General features: G+C 43.9%; 18 protein-coding genes, 1 riboswitch and 1 other annotated feature. Of the genes, 13 read left to right on the top strand and 5 right to left on the bottom strand.

Annotation, left to right across the window (positions count from 1 at the left end):
* Positions 1-133: 133 nt before the first annotated feature.
* From MKY93_RS10485 to MKY93_RS10475, 3 genes are all read right to left on the bottom strand, one after another.
* On the bottom strand, positions 134-799 hold the full coding sequence (locus MKY93_RS10485; RefSeq protein WP_340759022.1) for a queuosine precursor transporter: 666 nt from the start codon (positions 797-799) through the stop codon (positions 134-136).
* Between the two features lie 7 nt (positions 800-806).
* Positions 807-1,304: a preQ(1) synthase gene (queF, locus tag MKY93_RS10480; protein WP_340759021.1), complete on the bottom strand. Its 498-nt coding sequence runs from the start codon at positions 1,302-1,304 to the stop codon at positions 807-809.
* A gap of 123 nt (positions 1,305-1,427) precedes the next feature.
* A riboswitch (PreQ1 riboswitch) is annotated at positions 1,428-1,471 on the bottom strand.
* A 26-nt stretch (positions 1,472-1,497) separates the two neighbouring features.
* A complete protein-coding gene (locus tag MKY93_RS10475) occupies positions 1,498-2,667 on the bottom strand; it encodes an MFS transporter (RefSeq protein WP_340759020.1) in 1,170 nt (389 codons plus the stop codon).
* A gap of 258 nt (positions 2,668-2,925) precedes the next feature.
* On the opposite strand from MKY93_RS10475, the gene MKY93_RS10470 reads away from it, so the two are divergent.
* The 5 genes from MKY93_RS10470 to MKY93_RS10450 all read left to right on the top strand — a co-directional run bounded on the left by MKY93_RS10470 (position 2,926) and on the right by MKY93_RS10450 (position 8,591).
* Entirely contained in the window at positions 2,926-3,912 is a 987-nt protein-coding gene (locus MKY93_RS10470) for a diaminopimelate dehydrogenase (protein WP_009497599.1), read from the top strand.
* 54 nt (positions 3,913-3,966) lie between these two features.
* Positions 3,967-5,052 (top strand): M42 family metallopeptidase, encoded by a 1,086-nt coding sequence (locus tag MKY93_RS10465; protein ID WP_340759019.1) that lies wholly within the window; start codon positions 3,967-3,969, stop codon positions 5,050-5,052.
* A 128-nt stretch (positions 5,053-5,180) separates the two neighbouring features.
* Positions 5,181-6,146, top strand: a complete 966-nt coding sequence (argF, locus tag MKY93_RS10460) for an ornithine carbamoyltransferase (RefSeq protein ID WP_340759018.1) — start codon at positions 5,181-5,183, stop codon at positions 6,144-6,146.
* Positions 6,147-6,266: 120 nt separating this feature from the next.
* Positions 6,267-6,725 (top strand): small multi-drug export protein, encoded by a 459-nt coding sequence (locus tag MKY93_RS10455; protein WP_340759017.1) that lies wholly within the window; start codon positions 6,267-6,269, stop codon positions 6,723-6,725.
* A 243-nt stretch (positions 6,726-6,968) separates the two neighbouring features.
* Entirely contained in the window at positions 6,969-8,591 is a 1,623-nt protein-coding gene (locus MKY93_RS10450; RefSeq protein ID WP_340759016.1) for a long-chain fatty acid--CoA ligase, read from the top strand.
* Positions 8,592-8,652: 61 nt separating this feature from the next.
* Here the strand turns inward: MKY93_RS10450 and sspI are convergent, their stop codons facing one another.
* Entirely contained in the window at positions 8,653-8,868 is a 216-nt protein-coding gene (gene sspI / locus MKY93_RS10445; protein ID WP_009497593.1) for a small acid-soluble spore protein SspI, read from the bottom strand.
* A 79-nt stretch (positions 8,869-8,947) separates the two neighbouring features.
* Here sspI and MKY93_RS10440 point away from each other — a divergent pair, with 79 nt between their 5' ends.
* From MKY93_RS10440 to pheT, 3 genes are all read left to right on the top strand, one after another.
* Positions 8,948-9,718 carry a TrmH family RNA methyltransferase gene (locus MKY93_RS10440; RefSeq protein WP_340759015.1) on the top strand — a complete coding sequence of 257 codons (771 nt, stop codon included), beginning with the start codon at positions 8,948-8,950 and terminating at the stop codon, positions 9,716-9,718.
* Between the two features lie 52 nt (positions 9,719-9,770).
* Positions 9,771-10,008 (top strand) — a binding site (T-box leader).
* Positions 10,009-10,297: 289 nt separating this feature from the next.
* Positions 10,298-11,335 carry a phenylalanine--tRNA ligase subunit alpha gene (gene pheS / locus MKY93_RS10435; protein ID WP_340759014.1) on the top strand — a complete coding sequence of 346 codons (1,038 nt, stop codon included), beginning with the start codon at positions 10,298-10,300 and terminating at the stop codon, positions 11,333-11,335.
* Positions 11,336-11,347: 12 nt separating this feature from the next.
* Positions 11,348-13,759 carry a phenylalanine--tRNA ligase subunit beta gene (pheT, locus tag MKY93_RS10430; protein ID WP_340759013.1) on the top strand — a complete coding sequence of 804 codons (2,412 nt, stop codon included), beginning with the start codon at positions 11,348-11,350 and terminating at the stop codon, positions 13,757-13,759.
* A gap of 47 nt (positions 13,760-13,806) precedes the next feature.
* On the opposite strand, the gene rnhC is transcribed toward pheT, so the two are convergent.
* Positions 13,807-14,745 (bottom strand): ribonuclease HIII, encoded by a 939-nt coding sequence (rnhC, locus tag MKY93_RS10425; RefSeq protein ID WP_340759012.1) that lies wholly within the window; start codon positions 14,743-14,745, stop codon positions 13,807-13,809.
* Between the two features lie 180 nt (positions 14,746-14,925).
* Between rnhC and zapA the strand changes: the two genes are divergently transcribed.
* The 5 genes from zapA to MKY93_RS10400 all read left to right on the top strand — a co-directional run bounded on the left by zapA (position 14,926) and on the right by MKY93_RS10400 (position 20,381).
* Positions 14,926-15,186, top strand: a complete 261-nt coding sequence (zapA, locus tag MKY93_RS10420; protein WP_009497588.1) for a cell division protein ZapA — start codon at positions 14,926-14,928, stop codon at positions 15,184-15,186.
* A gap of 10 nt (positions 15,187-15,196) precedes the next feature.
* Complete coding sequence (locus MKY93_RS10415; RefSeq protein ID WP_340759011.1) at positions 15,197-15,736, top strand: CvpA family protein; 540 nt, start codon at positions 15,197-15,199, stop codon at positions 15,734-15,736.
* An 85-nt stretch (positions 15,737-15,821) separates the two neighbouring features.
* Positions 15,822-17,528 carry a DNA polymerase/3'-5' exonuclease PolX gene (polX, locus tag MKY93_RS10410; RefSeq protein WP_340759010.1) on the top strand — a complete coding sequence of 569 codons (1,707 nt, stop codon included), beginning with the start codon at positions 15,822-15,824 and terminating at the stop codon, positions 17,526-17,528.
* Between the two features lie 16 nt (positions 17,529-17,544).
* Positions 17,545-19,902 (top strand): endonuclease MutS2, encoded by a 2,358-nt coding sequence (locus tag MKY93_RS10405; RefSeq protein ID WP_340759009.1) that lies wholly within the window; start codon positions 17,545-17,547, stop codon positions 19,900-19,902.
* A 65-nt stretch (positions 19,903-19,967) separates the two neighbouring features.
* Positions 19,968-20,381, top strand: coding sequence for a DUF350 domain-containing protein (locus MKY93_RS10400; RefSeq protein WP_009497584.1), 414 nt, complete (start codon positions 19,968-19,970; stop codon positions 20,379-20,381).
* The last annotated feature ends 86 nt before the right edge of the window (positions 20,382-20,467 follow it).

Genomic DNA, 20,467 nt, shown 5'->3' with positions numbered 1-20,467 from the left:
CACAGGACGTGGCGTTCTTAGCCTGCGTACTCCTATTGTTCAGCGAGCATTTGAATACCCGAAGAACAGGAAATAACACCATATTCGTTTCATCTACTATAGTGGCGAGAGGTTTCTACTGAATAAAGATAAATTATTGATTTGAAATCACTGCGTCCGAATTAGTTAATAGGCGAGAGTTTTTTTCTTTTCTCGCTTCGATTCGACGACATATAGCGACCAATAAGTAGACAATCGGTGTATCGACTAAAGCAACAACGAATTTGAAAATATATTGCGTGCCAATCAGTACAAGTAAAGCGCTAATCGGCATAATACCGTAGAATGCAATCGTGATGAAGATTACGGTGTCGACCAATTGACTAGCCATGGTAGACGCATTATTACGGATCCATAGTTTCTTCTCACCGTGTTTTTCTTTAAGTTTATGGAAAATCGTGACGTCTAGATTTTGACTAACAATATAGGCAGTCAAACTCGCGAGCGTTACACGAAAACCTGCCGAAAAAATCGTTTGGAAAGCTTCTTGGTCCTGATATACCGGCGCGGCAGGCAAATTGATCGCAAGCCAGATGAACATACTGGATAAAAGCTGGGCAAATAAACCAGTGAGCACAGTTTGACGCGCGACTTCCTTACCGTATGTTTCTGTTAAGACATCCAAAATAGGATATGTACAAACATAGACAATGGCCGCTGCCGGCAACACGATCCAGCTTCCGAAACTGACTAATTTGACCGCCAAAATATTTGAAAGAATGAGTAGACCGACAAATGTTCCGCTTAAATAGTATCTCATTGTTCCATCACCGATTATCCACTTTCTCAGGATACAAATCGTGTTGGAACAAGCGCTGCTCCGCCATCTGTTCGAACTTTGTGCCAGGCTTGCCGTAATTACAATACGGATCGATCGATAAACCACCGCGCGGTGTGAACTTACCCCATACTTCAATATAACGAGGTTCAAGTAAGTTGACCAAATCCATCATGATTGAATTGACGCAGTCCTCATGGAAATCACCGTGATTTCGGAAACTGAATAAATAGAGTTTCAGTGACTTACTTTCGACAAGTTTCGAATCGGGAATGAAGCTGATATAGATTGTCGCAAAATCGGGTTGACCGGTTTGAGGACATAGTGAAGTGAATTCAGGGCAATTAAATTTTACGAAGTAATCACGTCCCTGGTGTAAATTATCGATGGATTCCAGTAAATTTGGATTGTAGGAATAATCATAGACCGTATTCTGATTTCCTAGTAATGTTAAGTCATGCAAAGTTGATTCATCTCTTCCTGCCATTTAAAAAAACCTCCTGTGTAAGTGGTCAGGGAGGTTCATAGACGAGGTGAATTTACTTATTTATTTCTGCAAAAATGCTGCTAAAATAAAAAAAGCCATGTCAATGGACATGGCGAAAATTCATCATCCATAGTTTTTTATAGAGGGTCGCTATGAACCTCTCCCAGACGGGTTATTCATTTCTATCAAGACATTACTGGATTGTCGTCGTTTTGTCAACAGGCTGTATATCTTTTCGTAGACCAATAACCGTAAAAACTCCCGCTAGGAACAAAATGCCACTTGCGAGCATAAACGCATGCTGAGACCCTAAGTCCAGAATACCGATTGCACTGGATCCTACTACGACTCCAAATGAAAAGAATGCATAGAAAAAGCCATATGCCTTCCCTCTGGTTTTAGGTTTAGTAGAATCAATCAGCAATGAATTGATGGAAGGGAATAATAAAGCAAAACCCATGCCGTAAACAATCATGGCTGTCAGCATTAGGGACAATTGATCCACTTGCGATAAAAACAGCATACTGGCGCTCATTAGAAATAACCCGATCGCCAATGTCAACATCGGTCGCGCAAAGTCAAAAATTCGGTTGACCGGCAAAAGGAAAATCAGCACGGCAACAAAACCGAAAACGCTTAGCAGCATACCGGTCGTTTTGGCATCATACTGTAGAAACTCAACTTTTAACGGAAGGACCAATGCTAAAACGCCTTGAGAGAACATCAAGAAGAAAGCACCGAGAAATGCACGGATAATTCCTGGGTGGCGAAAGAATGCCAATGGCTTCACTGCTTTTTGTGTTTCCTTTTTCACCTTCCTAACATATGTAAACGAGCGTAAAAATAGGAAAGCTCCTATCGTCAACAGAACCATGAAGGTCCCGTTAATTGCCATGATCGTCACGACACTTGTATGGACAGAAACGATACCGCTGTAAGCAGGTCCGAAAATGGCTGCCAACCCAACAAAAGCACCTGAAATCGCTGCATTGCGTCCTCTTTTTGAGCGCTCAGAACCGTTCGCAAGAAAAGTGAATGCTGCCGGAACGATCAAACCTTCTGTCAAACCATGCAGGAAACGGACACCGATCAATGTCGCGGAGCCTTCAATCAGCGCATAAGAAAATAAAGATAAGGCAGAAGTGAGCAATCCAAACAGCAATATGTAGAATGGACCCTTTCGATCGGTCAAAATCCCCGAGATAATATTTCCGAAAACATTCGAAAATGAATAGATTCCGACTGACAAACCAACAATAAATGAAGAAGCGCCCAGCGAAGTCGCAAATGGACTAATAACAGGGAGCTGTGAAAATAAATCGAAAAACGAGAAGAAGACAATTAAATAAACAAAAAAGCGCATTATGAACCCCTACTTTTCAAATAATTCAACTGCCCCTATTTTACCATGAATCTCTATGAAATGAACGAAACAGCTCAACAATCACTGACGTCTTGGCGTAATTGCATCCAGATTTTGAATTGCGCTAGCACGATCCCTTTTTCGAAAACTGCGGCTGTCGACATACGCTTATCTTAATTCGGAAAAATATTCGCAATCTATCAACCTTCACGGTAAAATGAGAAAGGTAAACAAGAAAGTAGAAGGGGATGTGTATTCTTGAATAACAAAATACGAGTAGGAATCGCTGGATACGGAAATCTGGGACGCGGCGTAGAGTCCGCGATTAGTCAAAATGAAGATATGACGTTGGTTGGTGTATTTACACGGAGAGAGCCAGTGGACGTGCAATTGCTGTCTGATCAAGTGCCTGTTCATAAATTGGACGAAATTGAATCATTCAAAGACGATATCGATGTGCTGATCCTTTGTGGCGGCTCTAAAAACGATTTGCCAGAACAAGGACCTGCATTGGCCAAACACTTCACAACAGTCGATAGTTACGACACGCATGCCAAAATTCCAGAATATTTTGCTTCCGTCGATGAAGTCGCACAAGCTGCAGGAACAACGGCCATCATTTCAGTCGGCTGGGACCCGGGCTTGTTCTCGATTAACCGTATGATGGGCGAAGCGATTTTGCCAGAAGGCGAAACGTATACGTTCTGGGGCAAGGGGCTTAGTCAAGGACATTCGGATGCGGTGAGACGAGTAGACGGAGTCAAAGCAGGCGTTCAATACACATTACCGGCTGAAGACGCAATGAATCGTGTACGCAATGGTGAACTTCCTGAACTGTCCACAAAAGAAAAACACACACGCGAATGTTATGTGGTCTTAGAAGAGGGGGCTAGCGAAGAACAAGTTCGCGAAACGATCGTCACGATGCCGGATTACTTCGCGGACTATAATACAACGGTCAACTTCATTACCGAGGAAGAATTGCGCCGTGATCACGCGAAAATGCCGCACGGCGGATTTGTCATCCGAAGCGGGAAAACAGGTGAAAGTACAGACCAAGTAATAGAATTTTCCCTGAAATTAGACAGCAACCCTGAATTCACGTCAAGCGTATTAGTAGCCTACGCACGCGCAGCTCACAAACTACAGCAAAAAGGCGACACAGGCGCGAAAACTGTTTATGACATAGCACCGGGCCTTCTTTCTCCCAAGTCGCCAGCGGAGATTCGTAAGGAATTGCTGTAAATACACCTATTCAGGACACTTTAGAAATTTAAGAACTAGGAGGAAGAGCCTTTTATGAAACTAGATGAAACGTTAGAAATGATGAAAGACCTGACGGATGCACGAGGCATTCCAGGAAACGAACGGGAAGCACGGGACGCTATGAAAAAACATATCGAACCGTACGCAGACGAAATCGATCATGACGGACTTGGATCGCTGATCGCGAGTAAGACAGGTGACGTAAACGGCCCGAAAATCATGATAGCGGGTCACTTAGATGAAGTAGGTTTCATGATTACACGGATTGACGACAAAGGTTTCATTTACTTCCAAACAGTAGGTGGCTGGTGGTCACAAGTCATGCTTGCACAACGTGTATCCATCGTAACTCGGTCAGGAGAAACGATCACGGGCATCATAGGTTCAAAACCGCCGCACATCCTAACACCGGAAGCACGCAAAAAGCCAGTCGACATTAAAGACATGTTCATTGATGTTGGCGCTGTATCGAAAGAAGAAGTCCTTTCATGGGGCGTCCTTCCTGGAGATATGGCAGTGCCATACTTCGAATTCACAGTCATGAAAAACGAAAATTTCCTATTGGCAAAAGCCTGGGACAATCGAATTGGCTGCGCAATCGCGATTGAAGTAATGAAGCGATTAAAAGATGAAAAGCATCCAAACCAAGTCTATGGCGTTGGCGTTATTCAAGAAGAAGTCGGCTTGCGCGGAGCTAAAACCGCGACCAATAAAATCCAGCCTGACATCGGTTTCGCAGTCGATGTAGGAATTGCTGGTGATACACCTGGAGTTTCTGATAAGGAAGCTGTTGGAAATATGGGAGAAGGACCTCAAATTCTGTTATATGATGCTTCTATGGTGTCGCATACAGGCTTACGTAATTTTGTCGTAGAGACAGCAGAGGAAATCGGCGTCCCATACCAATTCGCGACAATGTCGGGCGGCGGAACAGATGCTGGATCCATTCATGTAAGCGGGACTGGAATACCGACACTGGCAATCTGTATTCCAACTCGTTATATTCATTCACATGCGGCTATGCTGCATCGAGCAGACTTCGAAAATACAGTAAAACTATTGGTTGAATTAATGAAGCGCTTGGACTCCGAAATGGTTCAAAAAATTACATTTGAATAATACTTTCTAGACGACAGCGATGCCTTTTCAGGTATCGCTGTTTTATTAATAAAAATTCATTTGACTTCATAATTATACATATGTATACTAATGCATAATACTTTAAATGGATGGTAGGGGATCGGAAAATGGCGACTAATAATCAAACAAAAGCGATGATAGAAAAAGAAACGTTAAAGGGACGCGACTTCTTGACATTATTGGATTATTCCAGTGAAGAAATCGCCTATTTATTGCAACAAGCGTATGATATGAAGCAAGACACATTGGCTGGAACTATGCCTCCTGTCCTGGCAGGCAAGACGCTTGGCATGATTTTCGAAAAACATTCAACACGAACTCGTATTTCATTCGAAGTCGGCATGATTCATTTAGGCGGACATGGAATATTTATGAACGCGCGTGATTTGCAAATTGGCCGTGGGGAGTCTGTTTATGATACGGGGCATGTGCTGTCTGAATTTTTGGACGGCGTTATGATTCGTGCGAAATCCCATAAAATGGTGGAAGAGTTGGCAGAGCATACGTCTGTACCAGTAATCAATGGATTGACAGATATATTCCATCCTTGTCAAGCGATGGCGGATTTATTGACAATTAAAGAAGTGAAAGGTGATTTGAAAGGTTTAAAGCTTTCCTACATCGGTGATGGCAATAATGTTGCGCATTCATTGGTCATTGCAGGAGCGCATATGGGTATGCATGTGGCAGTTGCTACGCCGGAAGGCTATGAATACAATGCCGGCCTTCTGGAAAAGGCGAAAAAGATTGCAGAGAAGAATGGCGGCAGCGTTATTTCAACGTATGATCCAGTCGAAGCTGCTTCTGAGTCAGACGCGATCTATACAGACGTCTGGACGAGTATGGGGCAAGAAGAAGAAGCTGCAAAACGTTTGATCGATTTTAAAGATTTCCAGATAAATGATCAGCTAGTGGGCCATGCACACAAAGATTATGTATTCTTGCACTGTCTGCCGGCACACCGAGAAGAAGAAGTTGCAACGTCTGTAATCGATGGACCGAACTCATACGTCTTCCAACAAGCGGGCAATCGTTTGCATGCACAAAAAGCGATTTTAGCTTCTTTATTATAAGAATATAAAGAAAACCGGACTGCTTTCCCTGTTGATCGGGAGAGTGGTTTTTTTGTCGTGATGTTTAGATGAACATTATTTTGTTATAATACGATCAATTGAAATCGAGGAGGAAAAGCTTTGTTGACCTATTTACTCGTATTTTTGATAGCAGCTGTTCCTGGATTTGAAGTGTTGGTGGCTGTCCCGTTAGGTATCTTGCGCGGTATCCCGCCAGTTTTAGCTGTAATCATTGGTTTTGCTGGTAATGCTGCAACCATTTTACTAGAGATCATTGTATTCCAAAAGTTGAAAGAATGGTGGGAAAGCAAAAAGAAAAAAGATGTTTCGATGCCTTCCAAACGTACTGTTCGTGCTGAGAATATTTGGAGACATTACGGGATTCCGGGTCTTTCCTTACTTGGTCCAATTTTAATCGGCTCTCATCTTGCTACATTCTTGGCATTGGCACTTGGCTCGACAAAAAAACAAACTGCTTTCTGGATGTTAATCAGTCTAGCTGTTTGGGCAATTATATTTGGGATCCTGTCGGTGCTTGGTGTAGACATATTCTCTTGGATGAGGCAAAAATTCATTTAATATTCAAATAATGGTAGACAGAATAGTTTGATAATGTGTATACTATGTCCATAAAGTAAACTTAAAGTGTCATTGCAGGAATTCATAGTAGACCTCATCGGCGCATAGAGTACATCCGGGGAAACAAACTCCATCCCATTGCGCATAGATGCTTTTCATTTTAGACGATTGGACAAGCAGATGTTCAGTTGGTAAGGCGATGGATAATGATTTTCACTTCTAAATTAAGAGGAGCGGATGGATATGATGCAGACACCACTAATTTTGTCATCATTTATTAAAAGGGCAGAACGATTTTTTCCAGAAAAGATGGTTATCTCACGTACAGGAGAACAAACAATTCAGCGGTTTACATACCGAGAATGGGCAAAGAGGACACGCAAATTATCGAATGCCTTAACGCAGCTAGGAATGGAAAAAGGAACAAGGGTTGGTACCTTTGCGTGGAACCATCACCGTCATTTGGAGGCATATTTTGGCGTGCCTTGTACAGGTGCGATCCTTCATATGATCAATATTCGATTATCACCCGAACATATTGTCTACGTCATCAATCATGCAGAAGATGAAATCCTTCTCGTCGATGAAGATTTTCTCCCTCATTTTGAAAAAATGGCACCCATGTTGAAATCCGTGAAACATATTGTCGTAATGAGTGACAGCAAAGATTTGCCCGAAACATCACTTGAAAATGTCCATTCTTACGAAGCACTGCTCGAAGCTGCTTCCGATGAATACGACTATCCTGAAGACTTGGATGAAAATACACCTGCGGGATTATGCTATACATCTGCGACGACAGGGAATCCAAAAGGTGTAATATACACGCATCGCGGATTGGTGTTGCATAGTTACGCGCTTGGCCTAGCGGATGCAATGGGGCTTTGCGAGCGCGATATCGCTATGTCCGTTGTACCGATGTTTCATGCAAATGCCTGGGGCCTTCCATTCGCAGGCGTCTTTTTTGGAACAACGCAAGTGCTGCCGGGACCAGGCTTTAATCCGGCGGTTCTCTTAGACCTGATTGAGGCAGAAAAAGTAACGATTACTGCCGGTGTGCCGACCATCTGGCTCGCTGCACTGAAAGAATTGCAACAAAATCCACGCGACCTCTCTTCGTTGCGTGTCATTGTCTGTGGTGGTTCGGCTTCACCAAAGGGACTAATCCGTGCATTTGAGGAAAAATATAATATCCCGTTTATAGTTGGTTACGGAATGACGGAGACAAGTCCGCTTGTCAGTTTATCTGTCCTCACTTCATCGATGAAGGATTTGACAATGGACGAGCGAATTGAAATCCGTGCTTTACAAGGGTTGGTCATGCCGGGACTGGATATACGAGTAGTCAACGAAGAAGGTGAAGTGCCGTGGGATGGCAAAACGATGGGCGAGTTGACGGTCAAAGGACCATGGATTGCAAGTGAATACTATAAAGATGAACGAACAGAGGAAGCATTTAAGAACGGCTGGCTCTACACAGGGGATATTGCGATCATGACCGAAGATGGCTATCTGAAGTTAATGGATCGAACAAAAGACTTGATAAAGAGCGGTGGTGAATGGATTTCTTCTGTAGATCTGGAGAACGCCCTTATGACTCATGAATCGGTTTATGAAGCAGCCGTCGTCGCGGTGCCTCATGAAAAATGGATGGAACGCCCGCTTGCCTGTGTAGTATTGAATGAAGGTGTCACGGAAGATGACAGCAAGAAAGAAGAACTGAGAGACTATTTAAAAGGTCAGTTCGCCAGCTGGTGGGTACCGGATGAAGTTCTCTTCGTTAAAGAAATCCCGAAGACTTCGGTAGGGAAGTTCCTAAAAGCAGCATTGCGCGATCAATTACGAGAACAGTATTCAGTCAATTAAACAGCACAGTAAAAAATCCTCCGCTTTTTTCAAAGTGGAGGATTTTTAGCTGTTGTTCGATTTATTGCGCTTTAGCGAATGCTTGAGACAACTCATTTGTCATCGCATCTTTTTCCTTATCATCGGCACGCTGCCAAAGCTGTTCGAAAAAAACGCCGAGGCCTGGTAACAAATGTTCTTCGCCCCGCTGAATTGCATCATCGATTACACTGCGTACATCCTGTGAACTATTATTCGTCATATTTGCGGCAATTGCATCGCGTATTTGAAAATTCATTTCATCAACCTCCTACCTTCATCTTTTCCACAACAGTCGCTAAATATACGCGCGTTTGGTACACTAAAAAGAAAAAAGGATGTACAGCCTCTTGAATAAACGTATAGAATCCACACAAAATTCATTAGTGAAACATTGGAAGAAATTAGTGACGACACGGAAAGAACGAGATCAAACAAATGAGTTTCTCGTAGAGGGGTTCCATCTCGTCGAAGAAGCATTAAAACACAAGGATTTAGTCATTCAATTGCTTGTGAGAGAAGATTTTGATATTCCTGCTCATTGGGATGTACCGATCATCGAATTGACGGCCGCAGTCTCCAAGGAAATTTCGGAGACCGAACAAACACAAGGTGTCTTTGCCTATTGCAAACAACCGCAATATGACGAAGCAGACCAGCATGAATGGAAACGGCTTTTATTGATAGACGCTGTGCAAGACCCTGGCAATATCGGAACAATGATCCGCACTGCAGACGCAGGCGGCCTCGATGCCGTAGTTCTTGGCAAGGGCTGCGCCGATCCGTTTAATCCGAAGACTGTGCGCTCTGCACAAGGGTCACACTTCCATATTCCTGTCGTGCGTGGTGAATTAATGCCATGGCTGGAACGTCTGAAATCGAATAATATTCCAATCATCGGTACCGGTTTGCAGGAAGCAGTCTCTCTTAATGAAATCACTGCACAATCAGAATTCGCCTTACTTGTTGGCAATGAAGGTAGCGGCGTAGACCCGGACCTTCTTTCAAAAGCCAATCAAGTAGTAAAAATCCCGCTCTATGGGCAGGCGGAATCATTGAACGTAGCCGTCGCAACAGGCATTTTGCTATACACGCTCCGCGATCATTGAGTTGACTGTTGAAGGCAATTGTCTTTTACGGTATACTACAAGATGAATCATACAAACAGCAACGACCGGGAAAAGTACATGGCACAGCACGTTCTTAGGGATTTCACACCTCGACTGAAAATGTGAAAAACGTCGCCCCATCGAATTCACCCTGCGAGCTGCACGCTAGGACCAGCAATGTAAAAGCGTGCCGGCAAAGGACCGTTATTCCAAATCAAGTGATTTTGCATCACATTTTTCAAGATGCAAACTAATCAGGGTGGTACCGCGAACTCGACCTCGTCCCTTTTACAGGGGCGAGTTTTTTGTTTTTCGGAAACTATACAAGTTGATTTGTTTTTTTATTCTTTAGATAGTTTTTCTTGATTTGAAGAATATCTAGTTGATTGTAGTGGAAGACGGCGACTCCAGCGGGATTAGCGGGACAGGTGAGACCCCACAGGGAGCAGAGCGACCGAGGAGGCTCACCGCCCGCCCCGCGGAAAGCGTCCGTCTGGAACGGAAATCAACGGTGCTTAGCAGCCAATCCATCTTACATAGTTTTAAACCACTATTGAACTCAAGAGAGGAGCTATGAACATGAAAGAACAACTGCATGAACTGAAAGAACAAGTCATTGCAAAAATCAAAGAATCCCAAACCATGAAAGAACTCAACGACGTACGCGTGGCCTACCTGGGGAAAAAAGGACCCATCACAGACCTGCTAAAAGGAATGGGTAAACTTCCTGCAGAAGAACGACCAAAAATGGGCGCGCTCGTCAACGAAATCCGCGAAAGTGTAACTGGAATTCTGGAAGAGCGCAAAGAAACACTTGAACAGCAAGCCATCCAAGAGCAACTCGAAAAAGAATCCATTGACGTGACACTGCCTGGTCGCCCAGTAGAGCTTGGCAACCACCATCCGCTAACCCGAGTTGTAGAAGAAATCGAAGACTTCTTTATCAGCATGGGATATGAAATCGCGGAAGGACCTGAAGTGGAAAAAGACTACTACAACTTCGAGGCACTCAATCTTCCAAAAGGACACCCAGCTCGCGACATGCAGGACTCCTTCTATATTACGGAAGATATTTTACTGCGTACCCACACGTCTCCCGTGCAGGCACGGACGATGGAAGCGAAAGATGGTGCTGCCATTAAGATCATCTGCCCAGGAAAAGTGTATCGACGTGACTCAGATGACGCAACACACTCCCACCAATTTACTCAGATTGAAGGATTGGTCGTTGGCGAAAACATTCGCATGAGTGACTTGAAAGGTACTCTTGATTTATTGGCGAAGAAATTATTTGGAGCAGATCGTGAAATCCGTTTGCGCCCAAGTTTCTTCCCATTCACTGAACCATCTGTAGAGATGGATATCTCTTGCTTCAAATGTGGCGGATCAGGATGCAACGTTTGTAAGAAAACAGGTTGGATCGAAATTCTGGGAGCCGGCATGGTGCATCCTAATGTGCTGAAAATGGCGGGCTATAATCCGGATGAAGTGACTGGCTTTGCGTTCGGCATGGGGCCTGAACGAATCGCGATGTTAAAATACGGAGTGGAAGATATTCGTCATTTCTATACAAATGACATTCGGTTTATTTCACAATTCCACCGGGCAGAGGCGTAAGGAGGCGTACTGATGTTAGTATCAACAAATTGGTTAAGTAAGTATGTAGATTGGAATGAACTCAGCGTAGAAGAACTAGCCGAAAAAATTACTCGTGCTGGGATTGAAGTAGACGGTATCATTGATCGTTCATTCGGTATGGACAATATAGTGATCGGATACGTAACGGACTGCGTAAAACATCCAGAAGCGGACAAATTACATATTTGTCAAGTGGATGTGGGTGGAGAAATCACTCAAATCATTTGCGGCGCGCCGAATATTGCGGCAGGTCAAAAAGTCATCGTTGCACGTCCGGGAGCTATGTTGCCGGGTGGAATGAAGATCAAAAAAGCGAAACTTCGCGGCGAAGAGTCAAACGGTATGATTTGTTCATTACAAGAGCTGGGTATTGAAGGGAAAGTAGTTCCGAAAACCTATGCAGAAGGAATTTATGTTTTACCGAGTGATGTACAAGCTGGAGAGAGTGCGTTGACTCATCTTGGATTATACGATCAAGTAATGGAATTTGACTTAACACCGAACCGTTCGGATGCACTCAGTATGCTAGGGGTTGCATATGAAGTAGGAGCAATCCTGTCAAAAGACATCAAATTGCCGGCTATTTCTTTTGAAGAGACTTCAGAAAAAGCAAAGGATTATTTAAAGTTGGCGGTAGAAGCTCCGGAAGACAATCCGATGTACGTCGCAAAAGTTGTGAAGAACGTTAAAGTGGCGGAATCTCCACAGTGGCTACAAAATACATTGATGTCTGCTGGGATTCGTCCGCATAATAATATCGTCGATATCACGAACTATGTGCTGATGGAATATGGTCAGCCATTGCACGCGTTCGATTACGATCGCCTGGAAACAAAAGAAATCGTTGTGCGTCATGCTCGTGAAGGTGAAAAAATTGTGACGCTCGATCAGGCAGAACGTACATTGAATGGCCATCAGCTCGTTATCACGAACGGCATGGAGCCGGTTGCGCTTGCAGGTGTGATGGGCGGAGCAAACTCGGAAGTGCACGAGGGAACTGCGACTGTCGTCATCGAATCGGCTTATTTCGCACCAAGTTCTGTACGTCGGACATCAAAAGAAGTCGGACTGCGTAGCGATGCGAGTACACGATTTGAAAAGGGTGTAGATCCAAATCGGGTGGCTGAAGCAGCAGAACGTGCAGCACAACTGATGGCTGAACTTGCTGGCGGGGAAGTCCTTGAAGGTTCAGTTCAATTTGATGAGTTGGATAAAACTGCCGAGAGAATCATTCTGTCTCCAGATTACGTTAACAATCGTCTAGGTATGAAGATTCCGATGGACGAAATGAAGTCGATCATGGACCGTCTGCAAATTCCTACGGAAGCGATCAATGGTCAGCTCGTGATGGATATTCCGACGAGACGACAAGACTTGCGAATCAAAGAAGATATAATTGAGGAAATTGCTCGTCTTTACGGCTATGATGAGATACCGAAAACTTTGCCGGTTGTGGAAAGTACACCAGGTGGATTAACTCCATATCAAGCAAAGCGGCGCATCGTCCGCAGATTTTTAGAAGCAGCGGGTCTTTCGCAGGCATTGACATATTCATTGGCTTCACCAAAAGATGCACAAGCTTTTGCACTGGAGACAGCTCCCGTCACAGAGCTTCTTATGCCGATGAGTGAAGAGCGCAGCGTACTTCGCCAAAGTTTGATCCCCCATTTACTCGATGCAGCTACGTACAATACGGCACGTCGCAACGAATCGGTTGCGTTATATGAAACAGGTTCCGTGTTCCTTGGCATCGAAGAAGATGGATTGCCGAAAGAAGTCGAGCATGTGGCAGCCGTATTAACTGGCAAGTGGGTTCACCATGCGTGGCAAGGTGAGACGAAAAAAGTAGATTTCTTCGTCATGAAAGGGATTGTGGAAGGGCTGTTTGAACAATTAGGATTGCTCGAGCGCATCCAATTTACTAAAGCTACGGTAGAAGGCATGCACCCTGGCCGAACTGCAACTGTATGGCTAGGTGACCAAGCGGTAGGTATGCTGGGCCAAGTACACCCGACTGTACAAAATCAACGCGATTTGCAGGAAACGTACGTAATGGAAATGAATTTACGCATGATCATGGAAACGGCGGCGGAGGAGCTCTTCTACGAGCCAGTACCTCGCTATCCATCGATCTCCCGTGATATCGCATTAGTCGTTGATCGCGACACATCTGCTGCGAACTTGCAGGCTATTATTTTGCAGGCGGGCGGCAAGCTGCTGAAGACCGTTCAGTTGTTCGATCTGTACGAAGGAAAAAATGTTGAAGAGGGCAAGAAATCCTTGGCCTTCTCGTTAACGTACTTTGATCCTGAACGTACTTTGACAGATGAAGAAGTAGTCAATGCGCACAAGAAAGTGCTGGATGCACTGACAGTACAAGCTAATGCGCAATTGAGATCTTAATAAAAAATGAACCGCAGTTCTCTTACGAGGACTGCGGTGTTTTTACCTTATTTCTTATATGCAAGTTTCAATGCTTTTTGTGTATTGGCGAAATGCACTTTCGTGATGGAATGTAAAAACGGTTCGCCTTTTTTACGTATGATCTGACAAGCGATTTGGTCGACTTTCGGACCGGCACCTTTTGGCAGTGTAACTCCTGCCTTGGCACTCAGCCGATCCATTTCTTCCAAGAAAGCCACACGTGCTAGAATGGATGCCGTTGCTACGGATACATGCAAATTCTCTGCTTTTGTCGAAAATAACACTTTGTTACGAATGATTGTCGACTCATTTTTTAAATGATTGTAGTAAATTCTTCGTTCGGCAAATTGGTCGATTAAAATATATTCGGGCAACTCAGGCTGCATTTGTTCGAGAACTTGTTGAATCGCTTGGTTGTGTAGTACGGCTTTGATTTTTCCTTGTGACCAGCCTTTTTTTTGGATTTCATTGTATTTGTCATTATCGAGGGTCAGCACACAATGTGGGACAACCTGTTTCAAGTCCTCTGCGATTTGTTGCATATAGACATCCGTCAGCTGTTTCGAATCTTTCACTCCTAGTTCGCGGACCAGTTCTATTTTATCACGGCTGACAAAACAGGCAGCTACCGTAATTGGACCGAAAAAGTCGCCTGTTCCAGTCTCGTCTGAACCTATTACAGACAAAGTAGCGAAATTCTCGGGCAAGACATCACCTTTTGCTGCAGAACTTTTTGTTTTAGCAGCCGTTGATGGAGTTAGGGAAGGGGACCAGCGTGCAGCTTCTCGATCGGCACCAGCCCCTTGAAACAGCACTTTGCCGGATCTATATGCTGTGATGGAAGTATCAGCTGTCTTTGCAGCGAAAATCACGCCTGGTGCATTGCGTGTAATTTTATTTTGCTCGTAGAAATTCAGAACTTTAGGCATTTCATTTTCATTAAGGACGATGACTTGGTTACTCACTAAATCGTTCACTCACTTCCTGAAAGGATTTTCTACTTAGTATACCTGAAAAGCTAGTGCATAATGAACAGAACCATTTAAAATAGTTGAGAGAATGTAGATATGAGGCATAATTGATTCACAACCAATTGTTATTCATGGTATGATTATTAACAGGGTTTTTCAGAGGAGGGCGGAATAGTGGCGGACAAAGAAAAGACAAGAGTGGCAGTTGGAATCTATGGACAAACCTATACAATCGTTGGCACGGAAACGTCTAATCATGTACGTCATGTTGCCTCGCTCGTTGATGAGAGAATGCGGGAAATCAGTAAACGCAATCCTTACTTGGACAGTACAAAAATAGCTGTTTTGACTGCTGTTAATAGTGTGCATGACTATTTAAAACTGGAAGAAACCGTACAGCAATTAGAAGAAGAAGTGAAAAAGTTGAAGGGTTGAGAGGCGAAAAATGGTTGATTTACTGATGATTTTCTTGTTAGTCGGCGGTTTGATCACGGGCTTCAGACGTGGGTTGATCGTCCAGCTGATCCATATGCTTGGACTGATCGTGTCGATTATCGTTGCGTATATGTATTACAAACAATTAGCGGAGAAGCTCATCTTGTGGATTCCGTATCCTGGGGCTACGGCTGATTCGAAACTTAGTTGGACATTTGATCACTTAGACTTGGATATGACGTTTTATCGGCTCATCGCATTTATATTCATTTTTGTCGCAGTCAAGCTGGTATTACAGTTAATTGGCTCGATGTTGGACTTTTTGAAGCATTTGCCTGTTCTTGGTTTCGGTGCACGTTTACTTGGCGCTGGTCTCGGATTTATTGAATTTTATTTCATTATCTTTTTCTTTTTATCCGTTTTGGCGATTTTACCAATTGAGGTCATTCAAAATTCCTTGCGCCATTCCTTGCTGGCAAAAGCGATGTTCGAACATACGCCGGTCATCTCATCGGCCATCAAAAATTGGTGGTTTGTGTATATGGGTTAACGCCCGTCTGTAAGCAGTGTACATATGAACTGACAGCTTCCCGTTAGCGTGGAAGCTTTTTTAACAGAGTAGGGAGGGTAACGATTTGAATAAAAAGACAATCATTCGCACGTTTGAAAAAATTGCACTCTATATGGAGTTGCTTGGAGAAAACCACTTTAAAGTAGCGGCTTTCCGAAAGGCGGCTTCTGTACTTGAATTAGATACAAGAAGTTTATCCGAAATGGACGATATCCTGTCATTGAAAGGAATCGGAAAAGGAACAGGTGCGGTCATTACCGATTTGATGGAAAACGGCACATCCGAAGTGCTAAAAGAATTGGAAGACCAAGTGCCAAAAGGGTTAATTCCTTTGCTGAACATACCGGGACTTGGTGGGAAAAAGATCGCCAAATTAAGAGAGGCGTTGAATATTGATTCGATGGAATCGCTTCGGAAAGCATGCGAAGAAAAACAGGTGAGTACAGTGCCTGGTTTTGGCAAGAAGACAGAAGAAAACCTATTACGTGAAATCGAATTGCTTGCGGAACGCTCCGGAAAGACGCCGATTTGGCAAGTAGAAAAAGTCGTAAATATTGTTGAAGCGGAATTGGAACTGATTAAAGAAGTCGATAAGTTTCAAGTTGCCGGCAGTTACCGCAGACGTGAAGAAGAAAGTTCTGACGTGGATTGGATCATCGTGACGGAAAAACCGGAAACAGTGCGTGAAAAAATTCTTTCCGTATTGCCGATTGAAAAGCTCATCGCAGCAGGTGATGCTAAGCTTTCTATTTCACTCGACACAGAAAAACCGATTGATGCGGATTTCCGTTTTGTTACAGAAGCCCAATTTGCCACTGCACTCCATCATTTCACTGGTTCTGCAGCACATAATGTTCGGATGCGGCAGCTCGCGAAAAGTAAAAAGCTGAAAATCAGTGAATATGGAGTAGAAGATGAGGCAGGAAATGTTCAGACTTTCAAAAGCGAGAAAGAATTTTTCGCACATTTCGACTTACCTTTTATTCCGCCGAGTATTCGAAAAGACGGTACAGAGATTGAGCGCGCCGATGAAATTTCAAAACTTGTCACGCCTGACCAAATTCGTTCGGATCTGCATATGCATACGACGTGGTCAGACGGCGGCTATTCAATAGAAGAAATGGTGGAGGCATGTCGGGCAAAGGGCTATTCCCATATGGTCATCACCGATCATTCTCATTATTTAAAGGTAGCAAATGGTCTGACGCCAGAACGATTGCTGAAACAGATAGAAGAAATCCGTGAAGTGAGTGCAAAACATGATGATATTGAAGTGTTTTGCGGAACGGAAATGGATATTCTTCCAGATGGAACGTTGGATTTTGAAGATGAAATTCTGGAGCAATTGGATTTTGTCATTGCCTCAATCCATTCGAGTTTCAATCAGCCGCAAGAGCAAATCATGGAGCGCCTGCATTCCGCATGCAAAAACCCATTTGTTCATATGATTGCGCACCCGACAGGCAGGATCATTGGTCAGCGGGAAGGTTATAATCCCGATATGGATCAATTGATCAAATGGGCGAGTGAGTACGGTAAAATATTAGAATTGAACGCGAGTCCCTATCGTTTGGATTTACGCACAGAACATTTGATTCAAGCGAAAGAAGCGGGCGTAAACATTGCAATTAATACAGATGCACATGCGACCGACCAGCTTAAGTATATGCCGATCGGTGTGGAGTATGCTCAAAAAGCATGGCTTCCAGCTGAAATGATTGTCAATACTTGGCCGCTTGAAACATTCATCAAGAACGTGATTCGCAGATGAAAGGAAGTGTGAGACGTTGGAAAAACGTGTCTTAAAAACACTTGAGTTTAATAAAATAATCCAGCAAGTCGCGACGCACTGTACATCAGTAGCGGGAAGAGCACACGTAGAACAACTTACGCCTTCACGTGAACTGGAAGATGTTCAGCGTTTATTGGAAGAAACGGATGAGGGACTTGCTTTGTTACGTATTCGAGGGAATGTCCCGATGGGGGGAATTCATGACATCCGACCACATGCGAAACGTGCACAAATCGGCGGAATGCTGAGTGCTATGGAGCTTGTGGAAATTGCGGATACCATACGTGCAAGCCGAATCTTACGCCAGTTCTTGGAGGCTGTAACTGCAGAAGGAGAAATTCACATTCCTCATTTAATTGCCCGCAAAGAAGCAATGCCGATTTTGACGGGTGTTGAGCATGAGATCAATGCCGCGATTGATGATAATGGACGAGTAGTTGATAGTGCTTCTTCGGCATTGCGATCGATTCGTCAAAGTTTACGCGTGCAAGAAAGTCGAGTGCGCGAACGGCTTGAAAGTTATACGAGAGGGAAGAATGCAGCGAAAATGCTGTCCGATGCAATCGTAACAATCCGTAACGATCGGTATGTTATCCCTGTCAAGGCAGAATATCGCTCGCATTATGGCGGTGTTATTCACGACATGTCTTCTTCAGGTCAGACTTTATTTATCGAGCCGGACGCTGTCGTTCAAGCGAATAATGAAATCCGCAGTTTAAAAGTGAAAGAGCAGGAAGAAATCGAGAAGATCTTGCTCGCATTATCCGCCAGTGTCCAGGAAGTGGCACATGACCTCTTTACGTTAGTGCAGCTATTGGCGGAAATTGATTTGATCTTGGCAAAAGCGAAGTATGGAACGGCGAATAAATGTACCAAACCTGCTGTAAACGCAGACGGGTATATGCGTCTTACAAAAGCGCGTCATCCGCTGTTGCCAATTGAAGAAGCGGTTGCCAATACGATTGAATTCGGCCAAGATATCACGACAATCGTCATCACAGGACCAAATACAGGTGGTAAGACAGTTACACTAAAAACCGTGGGCTTATGTACACTGATGGCCCAATCTGGCCTGCCAATCCCTGTATTGGACGGTTCTGAAATTGCGGTCTTTGATTCGATTTACGCCGATATTGGAGACGAGCAGTCTATCGAGCAAAGTTTGAGTACATTTTCTTCTCATATGGTCAATATTGTAGACATTTTAAAGAAGTTCGATGTCCGGTCATTACTATTATTTGACGAACTAGGCTCAGGGACAGATCCTCAAGAAGGAGCAGCACTGGCCATTTCGATTTTGGATGAAGTGCATGGCAGCGGCGCGCGTGTAATGGCAACGACTCACTATCCTGAACTCAAGGCGTATGGCTATAATCGTCCGGGTGTCGCAAATGCCAGCGTGGAATTCGATATCGATACATTAAGCCCTACGTATCGCCTGCTGATCGGCGTTCCAGGTCGAAGCAATGCGTTCGAAATATCGAAACGACTCGGTTTGCATAATCATATTATTGACAGGGCAAAAGGGTTTACCGGTGAGGATCGCGGCGAAGTGGATTCGATGATCGCTTCTCTAGAGACCAGTCGGGTGCAGTCTGAAAAAGATGCTGAACGCACGCATGATTTACTTCTTGAAACAGAGCAATTAAAGAAGGAATTGAATGCGAAGCTGGCAGAATTTGAAGAACAAAAAGAGCGCTTGACGGAAGCTGCCAAAGAACGGGCGAAAAAGATCGTGGAACAAGCAAAATCCGAATCTGAAGCCGTTATTTCTGACTTACGTGCGTTACGAATGAATGCAGGGGCAAGTGTGAAAGAACACGAACTAATTGAAGCGAGAAAACGGCTTGAAAGTGCTGCGCCTGCTGAAAAGAAAAAGAAAGCCATCAAGGCAAAAGCCGCTCCTCGTCCATTGCAAAAGGGCGATGAGGTAAAAGTGCTGGCATATGGACAAAAGGGTACGCTCGTTGAGAAAGTTTCAGATAAAGAATGGGTCGTCGAAATAGGTATCTTGAAAATGAAGTTGCCGGAATCAGGTTTGGAATATGTAAAACCTGAGAAAGAAAAGAAACAAGTGACCGCTGCAGCTGTCCGGGGGCGTTCAGGTCATGTAAAGCTGGAACTGGATCTGCGCGGGGAGCGTTATGAAGATGCGATTGCACGAACGGAAAAATATATTGATGATGCATTGTTGTCCAATTATCATCAAGTCTCAATCATTCATGGAAAAGGGACAGGCGCACTGCAAAAAGGTGTCCAACAGTATTTGAAAAAACATTCCCGCGTCAATTCCTATCGCTTTGGCGAGGCGGGAGAAGGCGGTCACGGTGTTACAATCGTAGAATTAAAATAAAATGAAACTTTTCGGCTGCCTGAACCGTATGACATGCAAGAGAACATAAAGAAGGTGCCGAATACATGAATAATACTGGTTTTTGGGGTCATCCATTAGTAGAGACTGCAGGTTACTTCAGTGTCGTCGTTCTATGTCTGATCGTCTCCATGGTTTTATTTGAAATCGTAACAAAATATAAAAACTGGGAAGAAATTCGAAAAGGTAATCTGTCGGTTGCTATGGCAACGGGCGGGAAAATCTTTGGAGTGGCTAATATTTTTCGCTATTCCATTGAGCAGCATAATAGCTTGCCGCAAATGATGGGCTGGGGGTTGTATGGCTTTACATTGCTCATCTTTGCCTACCTTTTGTTCGAGTTCCTGACGCCAAAATTCAAAGTGGATGAAGAAATTCAAGCAGATAATCGTTCGGTCGGCTTCATTTCCCTTTGTATTTCGGTTGGTCTGTCCTTTGTTATAGGAGCCAGTATATCTTAGGAGATAGCGTATTATGGAAAGATTGATTAAAATTTTATTCGCGGTCTGTATACTTTTCGTTCTAATAGGGGTATATTGGCTCTTCA

Source organism: Sporosarcina sp. FSL W7-1283, from assembly GCF_038003105.1.
GTDB classification, from domain to species: Bacteria; Bacillota; Bacilli; order Bacillales_A; family Planococcaceae; genus Sporosarcina; species Sporosarcina newyorkensis.
The sequence above is the reverse complement of the archived record's forward strand: the minus strand, read 5'-3'. Positions and strand labels throughout refer to the sequence as shown.

Bases quoted from the DNA above. Each gene is read 5' to 3' on its own strand.
- MKY93_RS10450 (WP_340759016.1), top strand. From the start codon at position 6,969: ATGATGCAGACACCACTAATTTTGTCATCATTTATTAAAAGGGCAGAA.
- MKY93_RS10485 (WP_340759022.1), bottom strand. From the start codon at position 799: ATGAGATACTATTTAAGCGGAACATTTGTCGGTCTACTCATTCTTTCA.
- pheS (WP_340759014.1), top strand. From the start codon at position 10,298: ATGAAAGAACAACTGCATGAACTGAAAGAACAAGTCATTGCAAAAATC.
- MKY93_RS10440 (WP_340759015.1), top strand. From the start codon at position 8,948: ATGTACAGCCTCTTGAATAAACGTATAGAATCCACACAAAATTCATTA.
- argF (WP_340759018.1), top strand. From the start codon at position 5,181: ATGGCGACTAATAATCAAACAAAAGCGATGATAGAAAAAGAAACGTTA.
- MKY93_RS10400 (WP_009497584.1), top strand. From the start codon at position 19,968: ATGAATAATACTGGTTTTTGGGGTCATCCATTAGTAGAGACTGCAGGT.
- MKY93_RS10465 (WP_340759019.1), top strand. From the start codon at position 3,967: ATGAAACTAGATGAAACGTTAGAAATGATGAAAGACCTGACGGATGCA.
- MKY93_RS10475 (WP_340759020.1), bottom strand. From the start codon at position 2,667: ATGCGCTTTTTTGTTTATTTAATTGTCTTCTTCTCGTTTTTCGATTTA.
- MKY93_RS10415 (WP_340759011.1), top strand. From the start codon at position 15,197: ATGGTTGATTTACTGATGATTTTCTTGTTAGTCGGCGGTTTGATCACG.
- sspI (WP_009497593.1), bottom strand. From the start codon at position 8,868: ATGAATTTTCAAATACGCGATGCAATTGCCGCAAATATGACGAATAAT.
- pheT (WP_340759013.1), top strand. From the start codon at position 11,348: ATGTTAGTATCAACAAATTGGTTAAGTAAGTATGTAGATTGGAATGAA.
- queF (WP_340759021.1), bottom strand. From the start codon at position 1,304: ATGGCAGGAAGAGATGAATCAACTTTGCATGACTTAACATTACTAGGA.